Source organism: Actinoallomurus sp. NBC_01490 (assembly GCF_036227085.1).
Classification (GTDB): Bacteria; Actinomycetota; Actinomycetes; order Streptosporangiales; family Streptosporangiaceae; genus Actinoallomurus; species Actinoallomurus oryzae.
On record NZ_CP109433.1, the window covers coordinates 10,474,325 to 10,494,591 of the forward strand.

Genomic DNA, 20,267 nt, shown 5'->3' on the forward strand with positions numbered 1-20,267 from the left:
CGGAACGAGCCGACCGTGGCACGGCGGCCAACGGGCCGGCCGCGGTGTGCCATGATGCGACGCATGTCGACCGCACCGTCCGCTCCGGGCAGTCGAGGCGGGGCGGATTCCTCTCGGCGAGGCGGCCGGATGATGCTCGATCCCGAGCTCGCCGCGATGCAGGTCCTGATGCCCCGGATCAACATCGCCGAGGTGGCGCAGGCCCGGGCGACCGAGGCGGCGCTGGTCGCGAACATGCGCTTGTCCGATCGCCGCCACGATGTGGAGACCACTGACGCGGTCGTCCCGCGACCCGACGGTACCCACCTGGCCGTCCGCGGTTACCGTCCCAGGACGCGACGGCGTGGCCCGCTCCCCATGCTGCTGTTCATCCACGGCGGCAGCTTCGTCACCGGAGACCTGAACACCGAGGACACCCGATGCGAGATCTACGCGGCCGAAGCCGAGTGCGTCGTGTTCGCGGTGGACTACCGTCTCGCACCGGAGAACCCTTTTCCGGCGGGGCTCGATGACTGCCTCACGGCCCTGGTCCAGCTGCGCGACCGGGCGGACGAGCTCGGCGTCGACAACGGTCGCGTCGCCGTCGGCGGGCTGAGCGCCGGAGGCGCCCTGGCCAGCGGAACCGCGATCCGTTCCAGCGGAGACGGCCGCCCGGCGCTGGTGCTGCAGATGCTGCTGTTCCCGGTTCTCGACGCCGGTCTCACGACGCACACCGCGCGGCACTACTCCGACACCCCTGTTCTGACGCATAACACGCTGCGCGACATGTGGCGTCTGTACCTGGGACCGCAGTGGAGGCCGGGCCGGAAGTCCTACCCGGCCCACAGCTCGCCCGCTCACGAGCCCGACGTCTCGCTCTCACCCCCCACCTACCTGTGCACCGCCGGCCACGACCCCTTGCGAGACGAGGCCCTCGAACACGCGCAGCGGCTCATGCGCGCCGAGGTTCCCGTCGACCTGCGGCAGTACGCCCGCGGGTTTCATTCCTTCGACTCGTTTCACACGACCCGGCTGGGCCGGGCCGCGATCCGCGACCAGGTCGAGGCGCTGCGGGCCGCGTTCTCCTGACTTAGCCGATTGGCGGAAGAATCCGCGCGAACGTCAGCCACTCGTCCGTAGACATGGCGCCGGAGCGAAACCTAGCGTTTACGTCACCGTAAACGAGCGTCCGATCTCCCGGCGAGACGGGCGCCTCCGGAAGGATCCTGCGCATGCACGCCCGACGATACGTGCGTTACGCTCTCAGTGCCGCGATCATCACCACGTTTTCCGCCAGTGTCACCGCGTGTAGCAACGCCACCGGTCCTGCCGCCGCCAAATCGTCTGCGACGTCGAAGGCCAGGCCGCTCAAGTCCATGCTCTTCGTGAATCCCCTGCCTAATTACCCTGCCTGGAAGACGATCGGGCAGTGCATCAAGGCCGAGGCGGAGAAAAACGGGATCAGCTTCTCCCAGGCCGGTCCCAACGGCAACAACATGGACAGCAAGCTGATGCTCGACCGGCTTCAGCAAGGCATTTCCAGCAAGGTCGATGCGCTGGTGACCTTCCCGGCCAGCGCCGAGCAGTTCGACCCGATCTTCGCGCAGGCCCGTTCGGCCGGTGCCTATGTCGCGACCGTCGAGGGCGGTCAGACCAAGAACCAGGACATCAACGCGGGCACGTCCTTCGAGCAGTTCGGTCAGCTCGCCGCCAAGACCGTCGCGGCCAAGCCTGGGCAGCAGAACGTCGCGTTCCTCACCCAGGGCCCGACCGGGCCGGACGCGACCTTCGTCAACGCGTTCGAACAAGCCGCGAAGCAGTACGGCAACATCAAGATCGTCGACACGCGGTACGACGGCGGGGACGTCACCAAGACGACCGACCTGGCCACGGCACTGATGAACGCACACCCCGAGCTCAACCACTTCGTCACCAATGAGGGCGCCGACACCCCCGGGATCATCGCGGCCATCAAGCAGAAGGGCCGGGTAGGCAAGGTCTTTCTCACCACGAACAGCATCTACAGCGGTTCGGTGGAAGGCATGAAGGCGGGAATCGTGTACTCCCTGCTGTTGCAGAACATGTGCGCGATCGGCAAGGCGCCCGTCGATGCGCTGATCAAGCTGTCAAAGGGCGAAACGGTCCCGTCGAACATTCCGACGCCGATCGAATTCGCCACCGCGTCGACCGTCGACTCTCTCACCAAGAGCGGTGACCTACAGTAAGGAGCCTTCGGTGACCAACGACGGCACGGCGCAGGCCGACGCGCTGACGCTGACAGGCGCGAGTAAGAACTTCGGCCACGTACAGGCCTTGCACGAGGCCGACCTTCAGGTGTCCGCCGGGCGCGTGCACGGAATCGTCGGCGACAACGGAGCCGGCAAGTCGACCATGCTGAAGATCCTCTCCGGCCTGCACAAGCCGGACAGCGGTGAACTCCGGGTCGCCGGTACGCCCGTCACCTTCGACAGCCCGGCCGACGCGCGCGGTCACGGCATCGCCACCGTCTACCAGGACCTCGCGCTCGTCGAGTGCCTGGACGTGGCGACGAATCTGCACCTGGGCGACATCCCGAAGAAGAGGTTCTTCGTCGACCGCAAGCGGATGGAACGCGACGCGACGCGGGTGCTCGCGGATCTCAACGTACGGGTGGGCTCGGTTCGGACGCCCGTCGGGATGCTGTCCGGCGGGCAACGCCAGATCATCGCCATCTCGCGTGCGGTGCGCCTGGAGGAGAGCAGGATCGTGCTGCTGGACGAGCCCACCGCGGCGCTCGGGATCCAGGAGCGAGGTCACGTCGGCGACATCATCGATCGGCTGAAGGCCAAGGGAAAGGCCATCATCATCATCTGCCACGACCTGGACTTCGTCTTCAACTACTGCGACGACATCACGGTGATGCGCCTCGGCCGCACCGTCGCTCACCTCGACGCCGGGGCGACGAGCCGCGACGAAGTCATCGGATACATCACCGGTGCCCGCCAAGGGACCGCGGCATGACCGTCAGCGGCGGGGCGTCCAAGACGATGGCCCCGGGAACCACCGACACGCCGATCACCAAGCTGAGCCTCGGCCGGCGGCTGCTGGCCCGGCAGGAGCTGACCCTGATCGGCGTCCTGATCCTGGTCGGCGTGCTCGCCACGCTGCGCAACTCCTCCTTCGGCGCGTCGGACAACCTCCTCCAGGTCATCCGCGCCGCGGTCGTGACCTTCATCGTTGCGTGTCCGCTCACTCTCGTGACCATCGGCGGAGGCTTCGACTTCTCGGTGGGCTCGGTCTTCACGCTCGGCGGGGTCTCGGCGGCGTACTTCATGACCCACGGCATCATCTGGCCGCTGGCGATAGTCCTCGGCATCGCGGTCGGCGCGGTGATCGGCGGGTTGAACGCGGTCACCATCGACCGCCTCCGGGTGCCACCGATCATCACCACGCTCGGCACCTTCTACTTCATGAGCGGGGTGGTCATCCTCTTCACCCACGGCATCGACATCGCGCCGCTTCCGACGCAGTTCAACTCGCTGGGCACCGGCTCGACCCTCGGCGTACCGAACGTCATCCTCGCGGGGATCCTGGTGGGCATCGCCTATCACCTCGTCCTTGAACGCACCCGCTTCGGATACAACGTGCGGTCCCTGGGAGGCAACCGGCTGGCGGCCACCGAGAACGGCATTCCGGTCCGGCGCCTTGACGCCTGGCTCTATGTCGGAGCCGGTGCCCTCGCGGCGTTCGCGGGCATCGTCTACGCCGCTCGCACCGGCAGCGGGCAGGTCAGCGCCGGCGGAGCGTCGGTGACCCTGACGGCGATCAGTGCCGTACTCATCGGCGGCACGAGCCTGTTCGGCGGCATCGGGACGATCACCGGCACCGCTCTCGGCGCGATCCTGTTCGCCGAGATCGACAACGCACTCGCGGTGGCGGGAATCGACGCCCTCTATTCCAACATGATCATCGGCGGGATCCTGGTCTTCGCCGTTGCCGCCGACAGCGTACGACGAGGACGGATGTTCTCTCTCAAGCGCTGATTTCGCCTCGTGTCCTCCGGCCGGCGCTGATGCGCGCCGGCACGCCTGCCCGCCCGCGGTAGTGAAAGTGGTTCCTTCATGCATCAATCCCTGGACCCTGCCGTCCGTCATGTGATCTCCGAGCTGGACGCGCTCGGTGAGCCCGGCGCCGAGGGCCTCAACGACCTCACGCCGGAACAGGCCCGGTCCTGGTTCGCGGTCCTGCGCGCGATTCTCGGCGGTGATCGAACGGCCCCCGAGGTGGCGTCCGTCCGCGACGAGCAGGTGCTCGACGGTGCACGCGCCGTCCCCATCCGGATCTATGACACCGAAGAGTCGATCATGATGCCGGACCGGGTGGTGCTCTACGTGCACGGAGGAGGCTGGGTCGTCGGTGACCTGGACAGCGCGGATTTCCTGGCACGAAGCGCCGCCCGCCGGCTTCGCGCGCGGGTGGTCTCCGCCGACTACCGGCTCGCACCGGAGAACGCCTTTCCGGCCGCGTACGACGATTGCGCCGCCGTGCTCGCCGAACTGGGGAAGAAGCATCCTGATGCCCGGATCGCGGCCATCGGGGACAGCGCCGGAGCGAATCTCGTGGGAGCGCTTGCCGCCGAAAGCCGGCATCGGCGCGACATACGGGTCGACGCCCAGTTGCTCCTCTATCCGGCGTTGGACCCGTCGATGGCGAGCGATTCGATGAGCCGGATGGCGGAGGGCTACATCCTCACCAAGGCCGACATGGCCTACTACTGGTCCTGCTATCTCAGCGATCCCGAGCACGCATCCGACCCTCGGGCCACGCCGGCGGCGCTGACGGATCTCGCCGGAATGCCTCCCACCGTTCTGGTCACGGCGGGTTTCGACCCCCTTCACGACGAAGGAATGGCTTACGCGCGCCGGCTCGTCGAGGCGGACGTCGCGACGACCTATCTGTCGTTTCCGGCTCTCGTGCACGGCTTCGTCGACATGGCCGGCCGGGTCCCTGCCGCTCTCGACGCGCTCAACGACGCTCTCGCCGCACTCGATCTGCACTTCGGGACCTCGGCCCGGAAGCGGCGGCTCGGCCTGGCGCCCAGCGAGGACGCCACGGCATGACGCCGATTCCGTTGAGAGCCGGCGATGAGACGACACGGCGGCCGCCGGCCATCGTCGTGATCGGTGAGTCGGTCATGGACGTGGTCGCCGATCCGGCCGGGACGAGGTCGGTGACGCCTGGTGGATCTTCCCTCAACGTCGCCGTCGCGCTCGGACGGCTCACGGTGCCCGTCCAGTTCGTGACGGCGCTCGGGTCGGACGGCCACGGGGATCAGATCCTCGTTCACCTCCACGACGCAGGCGCGGAGGTCGTGTCGGCGGGACCGGCCGGAGCCGGCACACCCGTGGCCACCGCGAAGCTGGCGGCCGACGGCTCGGCGGCCTACGACCTGGATTTCACGTGGAACCTGCGCGCGGACGTTCCGGTCGCCGAGGCCGGCCTCCTGCACGCCGGCTCGCTGGCGCTCTTCCTGGAGCCCGGCGCCGGCCGCGTAAGGCAGATCCTGGCAGCCGCACGACCGCGCGGGGCCGTGGTGAGCATCGACCCGAACATCCGGCCCTCGCTGCTGCCGCCGCGGCCAGAGGTCCGCAGGCTCTTCGAGGACCTCTGCGCGCATGCCGACATCGTGAAGCTCAGCGATGAGGACGCGTCCTGGCTCTACCCCGGCGTCTCCCCCGGGGAACTGGTCGGGAAGCTGCTGGGACTCGGCGTGTCACTCGTCGGGCTGACCGCCGGGGCCGACGGCTCCCTGCTGGCCTCCGGCGGTCACCGGGTTCGTGTTCCCGCGGTCCCCGCGCGCGTGGTGGACACGATCGGTGCCGGTGACGCCTACATGGCCGGCCTGCTCTACAAGATCCTCGAGTTGGATCTCGCGAACACGCTGCGCGGGCCCGGCGGGCTTCCCGACGACACCTTGCGGTCCATCGGTGCGTTCGCCGCCCTGACCGCCGGGGTCACGGTGACACGGCGCGGGGCGGACCCGCCGCGTCTGTCACAGCTTCGGCCCGCAGTCCCCCACCCCGGCCGGCCGGCCTCAACGGCTCTGGAGACCAGATGAAGCTCACCCCCGCCAACCTGTCCGCCATCGCGGCGCGTGTCCCCGTGCCCGGCTACGACCGGTCGAAGCTACGCGCCGGGATCGTCCACCTCGGGGTGGGAGGATTCCACCGCGCGCACCAGGCGATGTATCTCGATGCCCTGTTCCGTGAGTCCGGCGCCGGCGGGTTCGCCATCGTCGGGGTGGGCGTTCGTCCCGAGGACGAGCCGATGCGTGACGCGCTGCGTGAACAGTCCACCCTTTACACGCTGGTGGAGAAGGAGGCGGACCGGCCTCCCCGCCCCCGGGTCATCGGGTCGATGGTCGATTACCTGTTCGCGCCGGATGACCCCGAAGCGGTGCTCACGGCCCTCACCGACCCCGCCACCCGGATCGTCTCGTTGACGATCACCGAGGGTGGCTACCACCTGAACCAGAGCACGGGCGAGTTCGAAGCCGATGCGGCCGTTCTCGCCGAAGTGCGCGACGGCGCGCGGCCGACCTCGACGTTCGGCTTCCTGACCGAGGCCCTCGCACGGCGCCGGGCCGCCGGCATCGAGCCGTTCACCGTCATGTCGTGCGACAACCTCCCCCAGAACGGCCGGGTCGCGCAGCGGACGCTCAGCGCCTTCGCCGGCCTCAAGGACGAACGTCTGGGCGAGTGGATCAACCGGGAGGTCGGCTTCCCCAGTTCGATGGTCGACCGCATCACCCCGGTCACCTCCCACCTCGACCGGCGGCGGCTTCTCGAGGAGTTCGGCGTCGAGGACTCCTGGCCCGTGGTGTGTGAGCCGTTCTGCCAGTGGGTCGTCGAAGACCGCTTCCCTTCCGGCCGGCCTGCGCTCGAGCGCGTCGGCGTTCAGTTCGTCGATGACGTCGAGCCGTACGAGCTGATGAAGCTTCGCCTCCTCAACGCCGGTCACCAGGCGCTCTGCCACCTCGGTTACCTGGCCGGGTACCGATTCGCGCACGAGGTCTGCCGCGACCCCTCGTTCGTCCGGTTCGTCCGCGCCTACATGGAGGAGGAGGCGACCCCGACGCTCGAGCCGGTGCCCGGCGTCGACCTGCCCGCGTACAAGACGCAGCTCATCGAACGCTTCTCCAACCCGGAGATCAGCGACACCCTGGCCCGGCTGTGCGCCGACGCCTCCGACCGCATCCCCAAGTTCCTCCTGCCCCTCGTCCATGCCCGCCTGGCGGCCGGCGAGGACGTCCGGCGGTCCGCCCTGGTGGTCGCGGGCTGGGCCACGTACGCGCAAGGAGTCGACGAACGGGGCGAGCGGATCGACGTGGTCGACCGGCGTCGAACCGACCTGACGAACCGCGCGGCTCGCCAACGCACCGACCCCCTGGCCTTCCTCGAGGGCGAGACCCTGTTCGGCGACCTCCGTCATCAGCCCGCCTTCGTCGAGCCTTACATCAAGGCCCTCGACAGTCTGCACAGCGTCGGCGCCCGAGCCACCGTCGAGCAGTGGGAGGGCCGCCTGTGACGCCTCAGGAGTGCCGTGCGGCGTTGGCGTAGCGCTCGGCGAGGCGCGCGAACGCGGTGGTCAGCTGCGGCGGACCGATGACCTCCATGTCGGTGTCGAAGCGGCCGATCGCGGCGGCCAGGCCGGTCCATGACCAGGAGCCGAGGGTGAGCCGGCAGTGGCCGGGGCCGAGTTCTTCGACGATCCCGTCCCGGGCGAAGGGGGCCACGGCCGTGGCGGGGAGGTTGAGGACGACTTCGCCGCGGCAGGGCCAGTCGGTGGTGGTGCCGTCGGTGCCGCGGAAGCGGCCGGTGACGAAGGCGGACACGTCGCCTCCGGGGAGCTCGCGCGGGGTGAAGCGCGGGCCGGTGGGTGTGCGGGGGCGTACGCGGTCGGCGCGGAAGGTGCGCCAGTCGTCGCGGTCGAGGTCCCAGGCGATGAGGTACCAGCGGCCCTGCCAGGTGACCAGGTGGTGGGGCTGCGTTCTGCGAGGTCGCTCGGCGGCGGGCCGGCCCTGGTCGTAGTCGAAGCGAAGCTCCACTCGGGCGTGGATGGCGTTGCTCAGCTCCATGAGCAGCCGCGTGTCGCCCGGTGAGGCGTCGTCGTTCGCCGGTGGCTGGACGGCGGTGACCCGGAGCAGGTCGATGCGGTGACGCAGACGGGGCGGCATGACCTGCCGGACGGTGGACAGGGCCCGGGTGGCGTCTTCGCCGATCGTGGTGTCGGTGGCCGCGGTCTGGAGTGCGACGGCCAGGGCGACGGCCTGGCCGTCGTCGAACAGCAGCGGGGGCAGCTGCGAGCCGGCGTCCAGCCGATAACCACCGGAGGGCCCCTTGAAAGCCGTGATCGGGTACCCGAGTTCCCGCAGGCGATCGACGTCGCGGCGGACGGTCCGCGGGGTGACGTCGAGCCGCTCGGCGAGGTCCTCACCGGACCAGTCACGCCGCGTCTGAAGCAGCGAGAGCAGCGCGAGCAGCCGCGCGGACGTTTTCTGCACGCTCACGATTCTGCGCCGGTACAGGACACGACCTGTCCGCTACTCCTGGAACGGTAACCACCAGAGCCACCGAGGGGCATCGCTCCGGCCACGGGTCGCCGCGCCCGTAGGCTCTGTCGTGGCAGCGGCACACCTTCGTCGAACACGAGAGCCAGGAGCAGAGACATGTCCGTCACCACCACCGCCCACCTGAACTTCCGGGGTGCCGCGCGTGACGCGCTGGACTTCTACCCGTCCGTCTTCGGCGGACGCGTCGTCGCTTCGGCGTGACCTGGGTCCTCGACGTCGCATGATCCACCAGGCGATGGACGAGCAGCCATGACCGTCCTCGGCGCGGACGCCCGGGGCCGCGCGACCCTCGCCCGCCAGTACCTGCCCGAGCGCGCGGACGTGCCGGTCCGCGACGCCGTGGCGCACCTGTGCGGCATGCAGGCGCAGGAACCGCAGGAACCCTTCATCGGCCTGTGGTCCAGGCTGCGCGCCTTCAAGCCCGAGGAGCTGGACGGGGCGCTGACGGACCGTACGGTCGTCCGCACGCACCTGATGCGCCGCACCGTCCACCTGGTCACCGCCGACGACGCACTGGCCTGGCGGGCCCGCCACGACGCCATGCTGCGTCAGCGGGTCACGGCCACCTACCGGCGCGAACTCGCCGGAATCGACCTGGAGGAGGTCGCCGCGGCCGGCCGGGCGGTCATGGCCGACCACCGGCCGCGCACCATGGCCGACCTCGTCCAGGCACTCGGAGACCGCTGGCCCGGGCCGCCGCGCCGCGCCCTGGGCGAGCTCCTCGTCGCGGCCCTCATCCCGATGGCCCAGCTCCCGCCGCGCGGGTTGTGGCACACGAGGGCCGGCGTACGGAATCTGCCCCTGGCCACCTGGATCGGGCGTGAGATCGCCCCGCTCTCCGCCGAGGCGGGGGATCCGGTCGGGCAGCGACTGGTACGGCGTTACCTCGCCGCCTACGGGCCCGCGGCGACCGCGGACCTCCGCGCCTGGTGCGGTCTCGCCGGCCTTCCCGCCGCCGTCACGGCCATCCGCGAGCAGCTCGTCACCTTCCGGGACGAACGCGGACGCGAACTCCTCGACCTGCCCGACGCACCGCGCCCGTCCCCGGACACGCCCGCCCCTGTCCGGTTCCTCCCAGCCTTCGACAACGCGATCCTCGGCTACCACGACCGCGGCCGCATCATCGACGACGCCCACCGCGGTCTGTCCGTCGCGGGCGAACGCGTCGTGCTCGTCGACGGCCGTGTCGCCGCCACCTGGGCCGTGCGCGACCAGCGGCTTCACGTCACGCCGCTGCGGCCCTTCACCGCCGCGGAGCGAGAAGCCGTCGGCGAAGAAGCCCACGACCTCGCCGTCTTCCTGGACGAGGGCATCGCGCACGTGGAGATCGGCCGCGGTTAGATCGAAGGGCCCGCCGTCACGGCGGCGTGCCGGAGTCGGAGGCGGCGGCGACCAGCGCGGCGTTGTAACCGGCCTGGAACCGAGTGCCGGCGTTCAGCCGCTGGTAGACGGAGGCCATGCGCCGGCGCATCGTACGGGTGCTGATGTCGAGCTGGCGCATGATCGCCTGGTCGGTCAGCCCCGCGGCGAGCATCGCGACGATGACGGAGAGGTCGTCCGCCCGGTCGCCGGGCTCGAGCCTGACGCCGTCGCCGATCGGTGTGGCGCGCTGCCACATGAGCTCGAAGAACATGATCAACGCGTCGAGCAGCGCGGAGCGGCGCACGATGACGCTCGTCTGGCTGGCGTCGGTGTCGGAGGACAGCGGGAGGATCGCGGTGTGGCGGTCGAAGATGGCCAGCTTCATCGGGAGCTCCCAAGCATCCGCGCCTCCTCGCCGAGCTCGACCAGGGCGGCGACGCGGCTGAAGCGGTCGCCGATGTCCAACGCGTGCCGGGAGTAGATGACCCGGCGCCGCACGCGGCGCTCCAGGCTGGGCTTCTCCGCCTCCACCTCCGGATAGGTGAGAAGGTCGACCACGTACGGGGGCAGGTCGAAGGCGAGCTTCTCGGTCGTCAGGTTGGACTCCAGCGCGGTGGCGCGTTCGCGTATTGCCTCCTGGCCACTGACGATCTCCACGATCGGGGTGGGTTGCGGCTGTGGGTGAGCTATGACCACGGCGGACACTGGTCCCCCGCCGCGGCCAAGGCCAGGGGGAGCTATGACCACGGCGGACACTGGTCCCCCGCCGCGGCCAAGGCCAGGGGCGACGGCGCGTTCGAGGCGTTCGTACGGCATCCGGCGACCGCGACGGGCGCCGTCTCGCTGCGCGTGCAGGCGGCCGACGCCGCCGGTGACACGGTGACCCAGACCGTGTACGACGCCTACGGCCTGAAGCACTCCGGGGGCCGGTGACCGCGGCCCGCGCGTGGGCGCGGGTGCCGCTGGTGAACACCCGCCCGAATGGCCCGAACCCGCCATTCGTTCGCACGGCAGGAACTACCATGATCCGGCTCTTATCCCAGATCCCGGCGACTTCAGTGAGGACCGAGGCGAGGTGTTCCGATGCCCACGCTCAGCACGCACCTTACGACGGCTGAACGGCGTGCCCGCCGGAGGTGTCGTCCTCGCCGCCGGTCCGGGCGAGGACGGTCTCCCCGGAGCCGAGGCCGCCTCGGCGGGCGGGCACCGCACTCCGGTGCTCGTTGCGGCGGGCGAACCGCACCAGGTGTGGGCGCAGGTCATGGGGCTCATCCGGGAGGAGCGGGAGCACGCCCCACGCGACGCCGCCGACCTCCGGGAGATGCAGCGAGCGGTGACGCGTCCGGACGGCCTCGAACGCCTCCTGCGCCGGCTGGCGCGGCGCGTGTCGGGTCGGGCGGTCCTGCTCGACCGGGCCGGCGTGCCGCGGCACGCGTTCCCCGGGCTGCCGGAGGACGTCATCGAGCAGGCCTCGGCCGACATCGAGCGCGTGGTGAACGGCGAGGCCCGCGCCGCCGCCGCGGACATCCGCACCGAGGTGGTCCACATTCAGGCGATCGGTGAGCGGACACGGGACGCGGTGCTCGTCGTCGCGCGGCCCGAGCCGTTCTCCTCGGCGACACGGGCCGTGATCGGCGACGCGTCGCGGCTGCTCGCGCTGCGCTGGCGCGCCGAGGAACTCGGCCGCCGCCGGCCCGCGCTCGACGAGGCGGAGGCGCACGCCAGAGAGGCGGTGCTCCATCTGCTCCTGGTCGGTGAGCTGCAGGCCGCCCGCCGTGTCGCCGAGACCCTGGGGCCGGGGCTCGCCGACGAGATCCGCGTCTATGTGGTGGAAGGCCCGCCGGAGTGCACCCCTCGGCGTGGTGTTCGCGTACGAGATCGCTCAGGCCTGGCGCAGCGCGGCGGCGGCCGAGCGGGCGAGGCCGGTCGTGATCGAGCAGAGGCGTGTGGTGGACGGAGCGCCCTGGACCACGAGGTAGAGCAGCTCGGCGGTCTGGTCGCCGCTCCGGTCGATGTACGTCCGGTAGACGGTCTGGGCCACGCACGTGTCGTCACCGTCGCCGCGCGGTTGGACGAAGGCGCGGTAGCCGCTGAGCCGGATCAGGCGGCCGTCGTCGGAGGTGAGGGGCTGGTTCCGGTCGAAACGCAGGTTCACCTGGATGTCCTCGCTGGTGCTGGACCACCTGCAGTCCCATCCGGCGAACCCGGCGTCGACCTCCCGCGCGTCGATCCCCGGGACGGCTTTGAGCGCGCCGGCGTCCAGCAGCGCGCAGGCGTCGTGGTGTGCCAGCGAGCCGACCGGCAGGGGCGGGGAGCGCCGTGCGAGCCGCCCCTTCCCGAGGGCCTTGGCGGCGCTGAGCGTGGCCACGTCGGCCACCTCGCACAGGGGCGCCGATCCCTTGCCGTTCCGCTTCGCGGTGACCGTGACGTTGGTGTCGCCGTCGGGCGGCGACAGCAGAAGGGTCCGGCTGCACTCGTCGCCGTCGAGCCGGTCCGCGATGACGGCGATGCCCTCGACGGTCTTCGCCCCGGTGGTCTGGTCCGGTCCGGGCTCGCTGTCGAGGTCGACCTCCACGTCCACGACGTTCTCCGCGCCCGTGTGGATGAGCACGTCGCAGCGGTTGAAGTTGCCGTAGTCGTCGTCGACCTCCGTACGGCCGTATCTCCCGAGCGGGGCCGGGTCGGTCAGGGCGCACGGGTCGGCCGTGCGTGGTTCGCCGATGACGGACCCGCCCGCGGGCGTCGCCGGCGGGCGGTTCGCGCCCACGTGGTGGTCGTGCCCCGTCATCAGCGGCGTGAGCGCGAGCCCGGCCACCAGCGCCACGGCGACCGCGACCCCGGCGATGCGCCGCGGACCGCGCTTGGCGAACGTCGTCAGCTCGCGCCAGAGCGCCGGCCCACCGCCGTACGACTCGGGCCCCGGCTCCGGCGGCCGGGTCTCCAGGCCGGTCAGCGTCGGAATCGCGTGGAGCGGGAGTTCGGGTGCCGCCGTGCCCGCGACCGCCAGCAAGGACCTGCGCGCCTCGGCGGCGTCCGGGCGATCCGCCGGAGCGGGCCGGAGCATCGCCGCCAGGACCTCGCGCACCGGCCCGGCGTCGGCCGCCGTCTCGAGGTGGCCGAGGTCCGCGGCACCGGAGACGCCGCCGCGAACGGGCTTACCGGTGATCAGCGCGGCGATCGTGACACCGAGCGAGAACACGTCCGACGCCGGCTCGGGCCGTGCTCGGATGACCTCGGGGGCGGCGTACGCGGGCGTGTGGCTGATGGCGCCGTTCGGCGTCACCGTCTTGCGGCCGTCGATCCGGTACGCGGCACCGAAGTCGGTCAGCTTCGCCGTGCCCTTCTCGGTGACGACGATGTTGCCCGGTTTCACGTCACAGTGCACGATGCCCTCGGCATGCAGCGCGACCAGCGCCTCCGCGATCTGCGCGCCGATGTGCGCCGCCGACTCCGGCGAGATCCTCGGCCACCGATCCAGGCTCCCGCCGGGGACGTACTCCAGCACGAGCCACGAGGCGAGGCGCGTTCGCGTTCTCACGCGGACGGCGTCGTACAAGGTCACCACGTGCGGATGGCTGAACCGCGCCAGCGCGCGGGCCTCGGCCCTCAGCCGGTCGAACGCGGGCGCGCTGTCATCGCCGAGCAGGGCGCGTTTGAGCACCACGGGCCGGCCCAGCTCCTCGTCGTGGGCCAGCCAGATCTCGCCCGCTCCTCCTCGGACGGGTCCCTCGGTGAGCCGGTACCGTCCCGCGACCTGCGCTCCCAAGCGCACCGTGATCCACCTCCGCGGCGACGCCCATGCTCTCCGGCCGAACCCAACCTACTGGGTGATCTCCCGGACACACAGGGCATTCGGTGATGTCCGGGACGACCCGCGTCGGTACGAGGCTGTCAGGGCAGGACGACGATGCGTCCTCGCGGCCGTTGCGGTCCCCTCGTCTCCTGGAGACGGTGGGCGTCGGCCGCCCTGGTCAGCGGAAGCGTCGTCCCGACGCGGGCGTGCAGGCGGTCCGCCGCGAGCAGGGCGTTGATCGTGGCGGCGGCGGACCGGAGATCGGCCACCGACGCCTTGCTGATGACGAAGCCGTGAACGCTCACGTCCCGGGTGTAGATCTCGCCCACGGGCAGGATCGGCCGGCTGCCGGGCCCGGACATGACGATGATCCGCGCTCCGTCGGCCAGTACGGGCAGTGCGGCCTCGATGTCGTTCCTGCCGGTGTTGTCCCAGAAGATCGCCGCCCCTTCCGGCACGGCCTCCCCGACCCGGTCCATGGCCCGCGGATCGTGGTGGTCGATCACGGTGTGCGCGCCGAGCGAGCGACACCATTCGGCGTCGCGTCCGGACGCCGTCGCGACGACCTTCGCGCCCGCGAACGACGCGAGCTGGACGAGGGCGCTGCCGACACCGCCCGCCGCTCCGGTCACGACCACCGTCTCGCCCGCGCGGAGTCGCGCCTCGCGGAACAGGCCGATGTGCGCGGTCGCGGCGGTGTGCAGCACCGCCACCGCGGCGCCGGGGTCGGCCGCGTCCGGCAACCGGTAGAGCCGCTCGACCGGGACCAGGGCGTAACGGGCGAACGACCCCTGCCGGCCGTCGTGCCCGAGGCTGTTGCACCACACGCGGTCCCCGGCGCGGAACTCCGCGACCCCGGCCCCGCGGGCGGCGACGGTGCCGACCAGGTCGCGGCCGATGACGAACGGGAACGGCGTGTGCGTGCGGTAGGAGCCCGACCGGACGAACGTGTCGACGTGGTTCACCGCCAGGGCCTCGGTGCGGACGATCACGTCCGTGGGTCCGGGCTCGGGGACCGGCAGTTCGCCGACCCGGATCGCGTCCGGGGAGCCGTGGCCGGTGATGTAGGCGGCCGTCGTGACCGTGGGAACGTCGCCCATACGCCCTCCTTGATGGCCGATATCGACCCAGGTGGCCGGATCGCCGAACCGAACATCCCCGCCGAGCGCCGCCCTGAACGCGGCGCCCGGTTCCGCCGGTGGGCGGAACCGGGCGCCCGGCGCTTCTCAGCGGGCGGGCCGGAACCGGCGGAGCCGCAGGCTGTTGCTGACGACGAACACGCTGGAGAACGCCATCGCGGCGCCGGCGAGCATGGGGTTGAGCAGGCCGGCGGCGGCCAGCGGCAGGGCGGCGACGTTGTAGGCGAAGGCCCAGAACAGGTTGCCCTTGATGGTGCCGAGCGTACGGCGCGACAGGCGGATGGCGTCGGCGGCGGCGCGCAGGTCGCCGCGTACGAGGGTCAGGTCGGCGGCCTCGATCGCCACGTCGGTGCCGGTGCCCATGGCCAGCCCCAGGTCGGCCTGGGCGAGGGCGGCGGCGTCGTTGACGCCGTCGCCGACCATCGCCACCGTCAGGCCCTCGGCCTGCAGGCGCTTGATGACGTCGACCTTGTCGGCGGGCAGGACCTCGGCGATGACCTCGTCGATGCCGGCCTCGGCCGCGATCGCCCGGGCGACCGTCTCGTTGTCGCCGGTGAGCAGCACCGGCCGTAGCCCCAGGGACCTCATCCGGGTGATCGCCTCGGCGCTGGTGTCCTTGATCGTGTCCGCCACGACCAGGATCGCGCGCGCCTCGCCGTCCCAGCCGACGGCGACGGCCGTCCGGCCGCCGGCCTCGGCGGCCTGTCTGGCGCGCTCCAGCTCGGCGGGCAGGTGCTGGGACCACTCGGCCAGCAGGCGCGTACGGCCGGCCAGGACCGCGTGCCCGTCGACGACGCCCTGGACGCCGAGCCCCTCGACGTTCGCGAAGTCCTCCACGGCCGGCAGGCCGCCGACCCGCTCGACGGCGCCCTTGGCGATGGCCTGGGCGATCGGGTGCTCGGAGGAGTCCTCCAGCGCCCCGGCGAGTCGCAGCACCTCGTCGGCGTCCTGGCCGTCGGCGGTGACGACGTCGGTCAGGGTCATCCTGCCGGTGGTGACGGTGCCGGTCTTGTCCAGCACGATCGTGTCGATCCTGCGGGTGGACTCCAGGATCTGCGGGCCCTTGATGAGGATGCCGAGCTGGGCGCCGCGGCCCGTACCGACCAGGAGGGCGGTGGGCGTGGCCAGGCCGAGGGCGCACGGGCAGGCGATGATGAGCACCGCGACGGCCGCGGTGAACGCCGCTGTGGCACTGCCTCCGGTGCCGAGCCAGAACCCGAGGGTGGCCACCGCCAGAGTGATCACGATCGGCACGAAGATCCCGGAGATCCGGTCGGCGAGGCGCTGCACCTGCGCCTTGCCGCTCTGGGCCTCCTCCACCAGCTTGGCCATCTGCGCGAGCTGGGTGTCCGCGCCGACCTTGGTCGCCTCGACGACCAGGCGGCCGCCCGCGTTGACGGTGGCGCCGACGACGGTGTCGCCGACCCCGACCTCGACGGGCACGGACTCTCCGGTGAGCATGCTCAGGTCGACCGCCGAGCCGCCCTCGACCACGACGCCGTCCGTGGCGATCTTCTCGCCGGGCCGTACGACGAAGCGGTCACCGGTCCTGAGCCGCTCGACGGGGATGCGTTCTTCGCGGCCGTCGCGCAGCACGGCGACGTCCTTGGCGCCCATCTCCAGCAGCGCCCGCAGCGCCGCCCCGGCGCGCCGCTTGGAGCGGGCCTCGAAGTAGCGGCCGGCCAGGATGAACACCGTCACCCCGGCGGCGACCTCCAGGTAGATGTTGCCCGCGCCGGAGGCGCGCTCGACGGTGAGGCTGAACGGGTGCCGCATGCCCGGCTTCCCGGCGGTGCCGAAGAACAGCGCGTACAGCGACCAGCCGAACGCCGCGACCGTGCCCAGCGACACCAGCGTGTCCATGGTCGCCGCGCCGAGCCTGAAGTTCTTGAACGCGGCGCGGTGGAACGGCCACGCGCCCCAGACCAGCACCGGCGCCGCCAGCGTCAGCGACGCCCACTGCCAGTACGTGAACTGCAGCGCCGGGACCATCGCCAGCGCGATCACGGGGACGGCCAGCACGGCGCTGACCAGGAGCCGGTCGCGCAGGGCGCGCACCGGGGCGTCCTCGGTCTCCGACGCCGTCTCCTCCTGATCCGGCTCGGCCGGGGCGGGAAGCGCGGCGGTGTATCCGGCCTTCTCCACCTGGGCGATCAGGTCCTGCGGGGAGACGCCGGGCCCGAAGTCGACGCTGGCCTTCTCGGTGGCGTAGTTGACGGTCGCGGTGACACCCTCGAGCCTGTTGAGGCGTTTCTCGACGCGGTTCGCGCACGACGCGCAGGTCATGCCCCCGATCACCAGCTCGACGCGATCGAGTGTCGTGCCCGTGGTGCTCACTGGTGCACCCTCCCTGATCTAGTGACGGGTGGCGGCGTCGGCCGTCACGGTGAACTCGGCGGTGTGGACCACGCCGTCGTGCTGAAAGTCCAGGTAGAGACGGTAGGTGCCCGCCGACGGCGCCTCGGTGTGGAAGGTGACCGTCGGCCCCGGCTTCGTCCTGCCGTCGCCCGGCTCGCCGTCCGGATGGACGTGCAGGTAGGCCAGGTCGCCCTGGCGCAGCGCCACCAGGTGCCCGTACGCGGCGAGATAGGGCTGCAGGTCGGTGACCGGCCAGCCGCCCCGCGAGACCGTGAGGTCGAGCCGACTCGCCCGGCCCGCCGTCAGCGTCCCGTTGAGGGTGACGGTGTAGCCGTCGACCGAGGCGGTCGTGGCCGGGGCGGGCAGCGGCCGGGGCGTGACCTCACCCGGCACCTCGGCGTCGATGCCGAGCGTCAGCGGGCCGGCGCCCGCGGGCTTGAAGTCGGCGAACGCCCGGTAGGTGCCCGGTCCGCCGAAGGGCGCGGCGACCCGCCAGGTGCCGTCGGCGTCCATGGTGGGGTGCACGTGCCGGAAGCCGGACAGGTCGCGGCGGACGACGATGAGATGCATCCGCTTGTCATGCTCGGTGTCGAACGCCGTAACCGCCCGCCCGTCCGGGCCGATGATCCGGAACGCGAATCCCCCGGTCGGCGCGGAGGCCGTGGTGAGGGTGTAGCCGTGGTCGGAGACGAGCAGCCCGCCGGGCATCGCCGCGTTCGCCATGTCGTGGTGCTCCATGCCGTCACTCATTCCGCTCATTCCGCTGTGAGAGGCGTTCGGCCGGTCCGCGGCTTCGACGGGGCCGGCCAGGCGGCCGGCCCCGAGCGCCGCGCCGAACACCGCCGCCAGCCCGATCGTGAAGAAGCCGAGCCTGGCCGGTGTGTTCATCGCTGCCTTCCTCTTCTGCTTCGGGCCCTGCTCCGGAACGGTCCGGAGCGGGCCGGGTCAGGAACCGGCGATCTCGTAGCCGGCCTCGTCCACCGCATCGCGTACCGCCTGCTCGTCGAGGGGGGCCGTGCTGGCGACGGTGACCATCCCGGAGGCCAGGTCGACCTTGACGTCGGTGACACCGTCGAGGGCCCCGACCTCGGCGGTGACGGCCGACACGCAGTGGCCGCACGTCATGCCCTTGACCTTGTACTGAGTGGTCGTCATCTGTTCTTCTCCTTCGGCGACGTCCGTCGTGGCCGGTCCCTCCCGGCCGATTCCTAAGGTACCCATACCGGGTATATGGATAGCAGGGAGACCCGATACGACCCGGCCGCCGCACGGCGACGGTCGCGCGCCGTACTGGGACGGAGGTCCGTCTCGGATACCCCTGGGGGGTAGGTTGCGATGACCATAACATACCCTATGGGGGTTTACTAGAGACAGCTTCATCCGAGTACGAAACGCCCGTACGGGCGGCATGCGCTCCGCCCCCGCGGCCACGGCGCGGCCGACGACCGGCCGCCGGCCGGAAACAAAAGGGTGGCCGGCCGCGCGGTGCGCGCGGCCGGCCACCCCTCGGCGACTACGAGGCGAACGCCCTGGCCACGGCCTGGAAGACGTGGGTGGGAAGGTCGGGGTCGTAGACGTTGATCTCCGGAATGAGGTTGCCGAAGCTGGATTCGGTCCGCCAGCTGCCCGGCGTCTCGAACCCGGGGTCGGTGACGTCGAGCCCGGAGGCCTGGACCGTGTCGAACGCGGTCAGCGACCGGTAGTTCGCCGCCTGGTCCTCATACAGCCGGAACGTCAGGGTCGCCTGCTTCTTGCCGCGCAGGTAGCTCGGGTCGATCTCGATCGGGCCCTCATTCTGCATCCACCGGAACTGGTGGTTGCCCCCGGACATGTCGGTCGCGAGGTCGGATGACCATACGACGTGCCCGTCGACGAGCACCTGCATGAGCCGCCCGGCCGTCGGCGTGCTGTAGAAGCGGTTGTAGCGCCAGAGCGAGATGGTGTAGCGCGGCGCGTCGGGGTCGACGCGCACTGTCTGGGACGCCGACTCGTAGGCGCCGGCCGGGGTCGAGCCGCCGTAGTTCTGGAACACCAGGCTGCCGCGCCCGTACATGGCGAGCACGTCGGAGCTCACGGCCGGGGCGCCCAGGTGCGGTGTGCCGTAGGAGGCGATGCCCTCGATGCGGCCCTGGCGGGCGTAGCCGAGCCCGACGTCGAGGGCCCGCTTCACGTAGTCGGGGGTCGGCTCGTCGAAGGTGCTGTACCGACCGGTGTAAACCATCAGCACCACCTTGGTGTGGTACTTGTCCGCGTGCGGCAGGATCGTGTCCAGCTCGGGGCCGAGCGTCGAGGTGACCTGGGTGTTGTAGTACGGGTAGTCGCGGAACGGGAAGATGATGCCGCGGATGTACGGCGCGTACTTCTCATAGAACGCGTCGCTGATCGCCGTCGGGTAGTAGGCGGTGGTGTACAGCCCGAGCTTGGGGTTGATGCCGTCGGTGATCTGCTTGATCTGCTGCATGTACTCCGGCGTGAACTTCTGCGAGTTCTGTCCGTTCGTGAAGTCGTCGATGGCCCAGCCGGTGAGGTTGGGGTAACGGGCCGAGAGCTGGGCGACGTTGCGGGCCCAGGTCAGGTAGTCCGTCTCGTACGGCTCTGAGCACCAGCTGCTGCACTCGGACGGCGGGACGAGGTACGCCCACACGTTGATGCCGGCCCGCTTCGCGGCGGCCATGAACTCGCCGCTCAGGTCCTGCCAGTCGGCCGGCGAGTGCCAGATGAGGAACAGGAACGTGTTGACGTGGAGCTTCTTCAGTTGGTTGATCGTCGCCGGGGTGTCGACGTGGTAGTAGCCGTCGGCCCGCGGCCGCTTCTCCCGGATCTCCGTGTCGATGGTGTTGCCGCCGGGGTAGCTCGCCAGGACGGTTCCCTCGGGGAGGGTGCTCGCCGCGGTCCGCCGGCCGGCGTCGGCGGCGTTCGCCCGGGGCGTCGTGCCGCCCCAGGTGAAGCCCACCAGCATCACGGCCGCGACGAACGCGGCGACGGTCGTCACCCAGAACTTTCGCGACATGCGGTTCCCTTCTCG

The 20,267-nt window shown here is 70.9% G+C and carries 19 protein-coding genes; 9 read left to right on the top strand and 10 right to left on the bottom strand.

The genetic code is table 11. From position 1 onward, the window contains the following. The first annotated feature begins 129 nt into the window (after positions 1–129). The 7 genes from OG417_RS48195 (at position 130) to OG417_RS48225 (ending at position 7,545) form a co-directional block, all read left to right on the top strand. Positions 130–1,068 carry an alpha/beta hydrolase gene (locus tag OG417_RS48195; RefSeq protein WP_329244661.1) on the top strand — a complete coding sequence of 313 codons (939 nt, stop codon included), beginning with the start codon at positions 130–132 and terminating at the stop codon, positions 1,066–1,068. Between the two features lie 143 nt (positions 1,069–1,211). Continuing rightward, positions 1,212–2,204 carry a sugar ABC transporter substrate-binding protein gene (locus OG417_RS48200; RefSeq protein WP_329244664.1) on the top strand — a complete coding sequence of 331 codons (993 nt, stop codon included), beginning with the start codon at positions 1,212–1,214 and terminating at the stop codon, positions 2,202–2,204. Between the two features lie 10 nt (positions 2,205–2,214). Next, positions 2,215–2,979, top strand: a complete 765-nt coding sequence (locus OG417_RS48205) for an ATP-binding cassette domain-containing protein (protein WP_329244667.1) — start codon at positions 2,215–2,217, stop codon at positions 2,977–2,979. Beyond that, positions 2,976–4,001, top strand: coding sequence for an ABC transporter permease (locus tag OG417_RS48210; protein ID WP_329244670.1), 1,026 nt, complete (start codon positions 2,976–2,978; stop codon positions 3,999–4,001). The genes OG417_RS48205 and OG417_RS48210 overlap by 4 nt, the downstream gene beginning before the upstream one ends. A gap of 78 nt (positions 4,002–4,079) precedes the next feature. Beyond that, positions 4,080–5,078 (top strand): alpha/beta hydrolase, encoded by a 999-nt coding sequence (locus OG417_RS48215; RefSeq protein WP_329244673.1) that lies wholly within the window; start codon positions 4,080–4,082, stop codon positions 5,076–5,078. Then, complete coding sequence (locus OG417_RS48220) at positions 5,075–6,076, top strand: carbohydrate kinase family protein (RefSeq protein ID WP_329244676.1); 1,002 nt, start codon at positions 5,075–5,077, stop codon at positions 6,074–6,076. Before OG417_RS48215 ends, OG417_RS48220 begins: the two co-directional genes overlap by 4 nt. Beyond that, positions 6,073–7,545, top strand: a complete 1,473-nt coding sequence (locus tag OG417_RS48225) for a mannitol dehydrogenase family protein (RefSeq protein WP_329244679.1) — start codon at positions 6,073–6,075, stop codon at positions 7,543–7,545. Before OG417_RS48220 ends, OG417_RS48225 begins: the two co-directional genes overlap by 4 nt. A 4-nt stretch (positions 7,546–7,549) precedes the next feature. Here the strand turns inward: OG417_RS48225 and OG417_RS48230 are convergent, their stop codons facing one another. Next, the gene (locus tag OG417_RS48230; RefSeq protein ID WP_329244682.1) at positions 7,550–8,521 is read right to left on the bottom strand and encodes a helix-turn-helix transcriptional regulator; all 972 of its coding nucleotides are present in this window, start codon (positions 8,519–8,521) and stop codon (positions 7,550–7,552) included. Positions 8,522–8,839: 318 nt separating this feature from the next. Here OG417_RS48230 and OG417_RS48240 point away from each other — a divergent pair, with 318 nt between their 5' ends. Next, positions 8,840–9,931 carry a winged helix DNA-binding domain-containing protein gene (locus OG417_RS48240; protein ID WP_329244685.1) on the top strand — a complete coding sequence of 364 codons (1,092 nt, stop codon included), beginning with the start codon at positions 8,840–8,842 and terminating at the stop codon, positions 9,929–9,931. A 16-nt stretch (positions 9,932–9,947) separates the two neighbouring features. Here OG417_RS48240 and OG417_RS48245 read toward each other — a convergent pair whose 3' ends face one another. Beyond that, positions 9,948–10,337, bottom strand: coding sequence for a LuxR C-terminal-related transcriptional regulator (locus OG417_RS48245; protein WP_329244687.1), 390 nt, complete (start codon positions 10,335–10,337; stop codon positions 9,948–9,950). Further along, positions 10,334–10,609: a hypothetical protein gene (locus OG417_RS48250; RefSeq protein ID WP_329244690.1), complete on the bottom strand. Its 276-nt coding sequence runs from the start codon at positions 10,607–10,609 to the stop codon at positions 10,334–10,336. Before OG417_RS48250 ends, OG417_RS48245 begins: the two co-directional genes overlap by 4 nt. Positions 10,610–10,633: 24 nt before the next feature. Between OG417_RS48250 and OG417_RS48255 the strand changes: the two genes are divergently transcribed. Then, complete coding sequence (locus OG417_RS48255; RefSeq protein WP_329244692.1) at positions 10,634–10,885, top strand: hypothetical protein; 252 nt, start codon at positions 10,634–10,636, stop codon at positions 10,883–10,885. Positions 10,886–11,057: 172 nt separating this feature from the next. Here OG417_RS48255 and OG417_RS48260 read toward each other — a convergent pair whose 3' ends face one another. The 7 genes from OG417_RS48260 to OG417_RS48290 form a co-directional block, all read right to left on the bottom strand. After that, complete coding sequence (locus OG417_RS48260; protein WP_329244695.1) at positions 11,058–11,693, bottom strand: hypothetical protein; 636 nt, start codon at positions 11,691–11,693, stop codon at positions 11,058–11,060. Between the two features lie 141 nt (positions 11,694–11,834). Then, on the bottom strand, positions 11,835–13,724 hold the full coding sequence (locus OG417_RS48265) for a serine/threonine-protein kinase (RefSeq protein ID WP_329244697.1): 1,890 nt from the start codon (positions 13,722–13,724) through the stop codon (positions 11,835–11,837). Positions 13,725–13,843: 119 nt separating this feature from the next. Next, a complete protein-coding gene (locus tag OG417_RS48270; protein ID WP_329244699.1) occupies positions 13,844–14,845 on the bottom strand; it encodes an NADPH:quinone reductase in 1,002 nt (333 codons plus the stop codon). 126 nt (positions 14,846–14,971) lie between these two features. After that, positions 14,972–17,170, bottom strand: a complete 2,199-nt coding sequence (locus OG417_RS48275; protein ID WP_329263060.1) for a heavy metal translocating P-type ATPase — start codon at positions 17,168–17,170, stop codon at positions 14,972–14,974. Between the two features lie 69 nt (positions 17,171–17,239). Then, entirely contained in the window at positions 17,240–18,130 is an 891-nt protein-coding gene (locus OG417_RS48280; RefSeq protein WP_329244701.1) for a hypothetical protein, read from the bottom strand. Positions 18,131–18,187: 57 nt separating this feature from the next. Next, complete coding sequence (locus tag OG417_RS48285) at positions 18,188–18,397, bottom strand: heavy-metal-associated domain-containing protein (protein WP_329244704.1); 210 nt, start codon at positions 18,395–18,397, stop codon at positions 18,188–18,190. 358 nt (positions 18,398–18,755) lie between these two features. Then, a complete protein-coding gene (locus OG417_RS48290) occupies positions 18,756–20,252 on the bottom strand; it encodes a hypothetical protein (protein ID WP_329244706.1) in 1,497 nt (498 codons plus the stop codon). Positions 20,253–20,267: the final 15 nt, after the last annotated feature.

Excerpts from the sequence above, each read along its gene's own strand:
- OG417_RS48195 (WP_329244661.1), top strand. The coding sequence starts at position 130 with ATGATGCTCGATCCCGAGCTCGCCGCGATGCAGGTCCTGATGCCCCGG.
- OG417_RS48200 (WP_329244664.1), top strand. The coding sequence starts at position 1,212 with ATGCACGCCCGACGATACGTGCGTTACGCTCTCAGTGCCGCGATCATC.
- OG417_RS48210 (WP_329244670.1), top strand. The coding sequence starts at position 2,976 with ATGACCGTCAGCGGCGGGGCGTCCAAGACGATGGCCCCGGGAACCACC.
- OG417_RS48215 (WP_329244673.1), top strand. The coding sequence starts at position 4,080 with ATGCATCAATCCCTGGACCCTGCCGTCCGTCATGTGATCTCCGAGCTG.
- OG417_RS48220 (WP_329244676.1), top strand. The coding sequence starts at position 5,075 with ATGACGCCGATTCCGTTGAGAGCCGGCGATGAGACGACACGGCGGCCG.
- OG417_RS48225 (WP_329244679.1), top strand. The coding sequence starts at position 6,073 with ATGAAGCTCACCCCCGCCAACCTGTCCGCCATCGCGGCGCGTGTCCCC.
- OG417_RS48240 (WP_329244685.1), top strand. The coding sequence starts at position 8,840 with ATGACCGTCCTCGGCGCGGACGCCCGGGGCCGCGCGACCCTCGCCCGC.
- OG417_RS48245 (WP_329244687.1), bottom strand. The coding sequence starts at position 10,337 with ATGAAGCTGGCCATCTTCGACCGCCACACCGCGATCCTCCCGCTGTCC.
- OG417_RS48260 (WP_329244695.1), bottom strand. The coding sequence starts at position 11,693 with ATGGAGCACCGCCTCTCTGGCGTGCGCCTCCGCCTCGTCGAGCGCGGG.
- OG417_RS48270 (WP_329244699.1), bottom strand. The coding sequence starts at position 14,845 with ATGGGCGACGTTCCCACGGTCACGACGGCCGCCTACATCACCGGCCAC.
- OG417_RS48275 (WP_329263060.1), bottom strand. The coding sequence starts at position 17,170 with ATGACCTGCGCGTCGTGCGCGAACCGCGTCGAGAAACGCCTCAACAGG.
- OG417_RS48280 (WP_329244701.1), bottom strand. The coding sequence starts at position 18,130 with ATGAACACACCGGCCAGGCTCGGCTTCTTCACGATCGGGCTGGCGGCG.
- OG417_RS48285 (WP_329244704.1), bottom strand. The coding sequence starts at position 18,397 with ATGACGACCACTCAGTACAAGGTCAAGGGCATGACGTGCGGCCACTGC.
- OG417_RS48290 (WP_329244706.1), bottom strand. The coding sequence starts at position 20,252 with ATGTCGCGAAAGTTCTGGGTGACGACCGTCGCCGCGTTCGTCGCGGCC.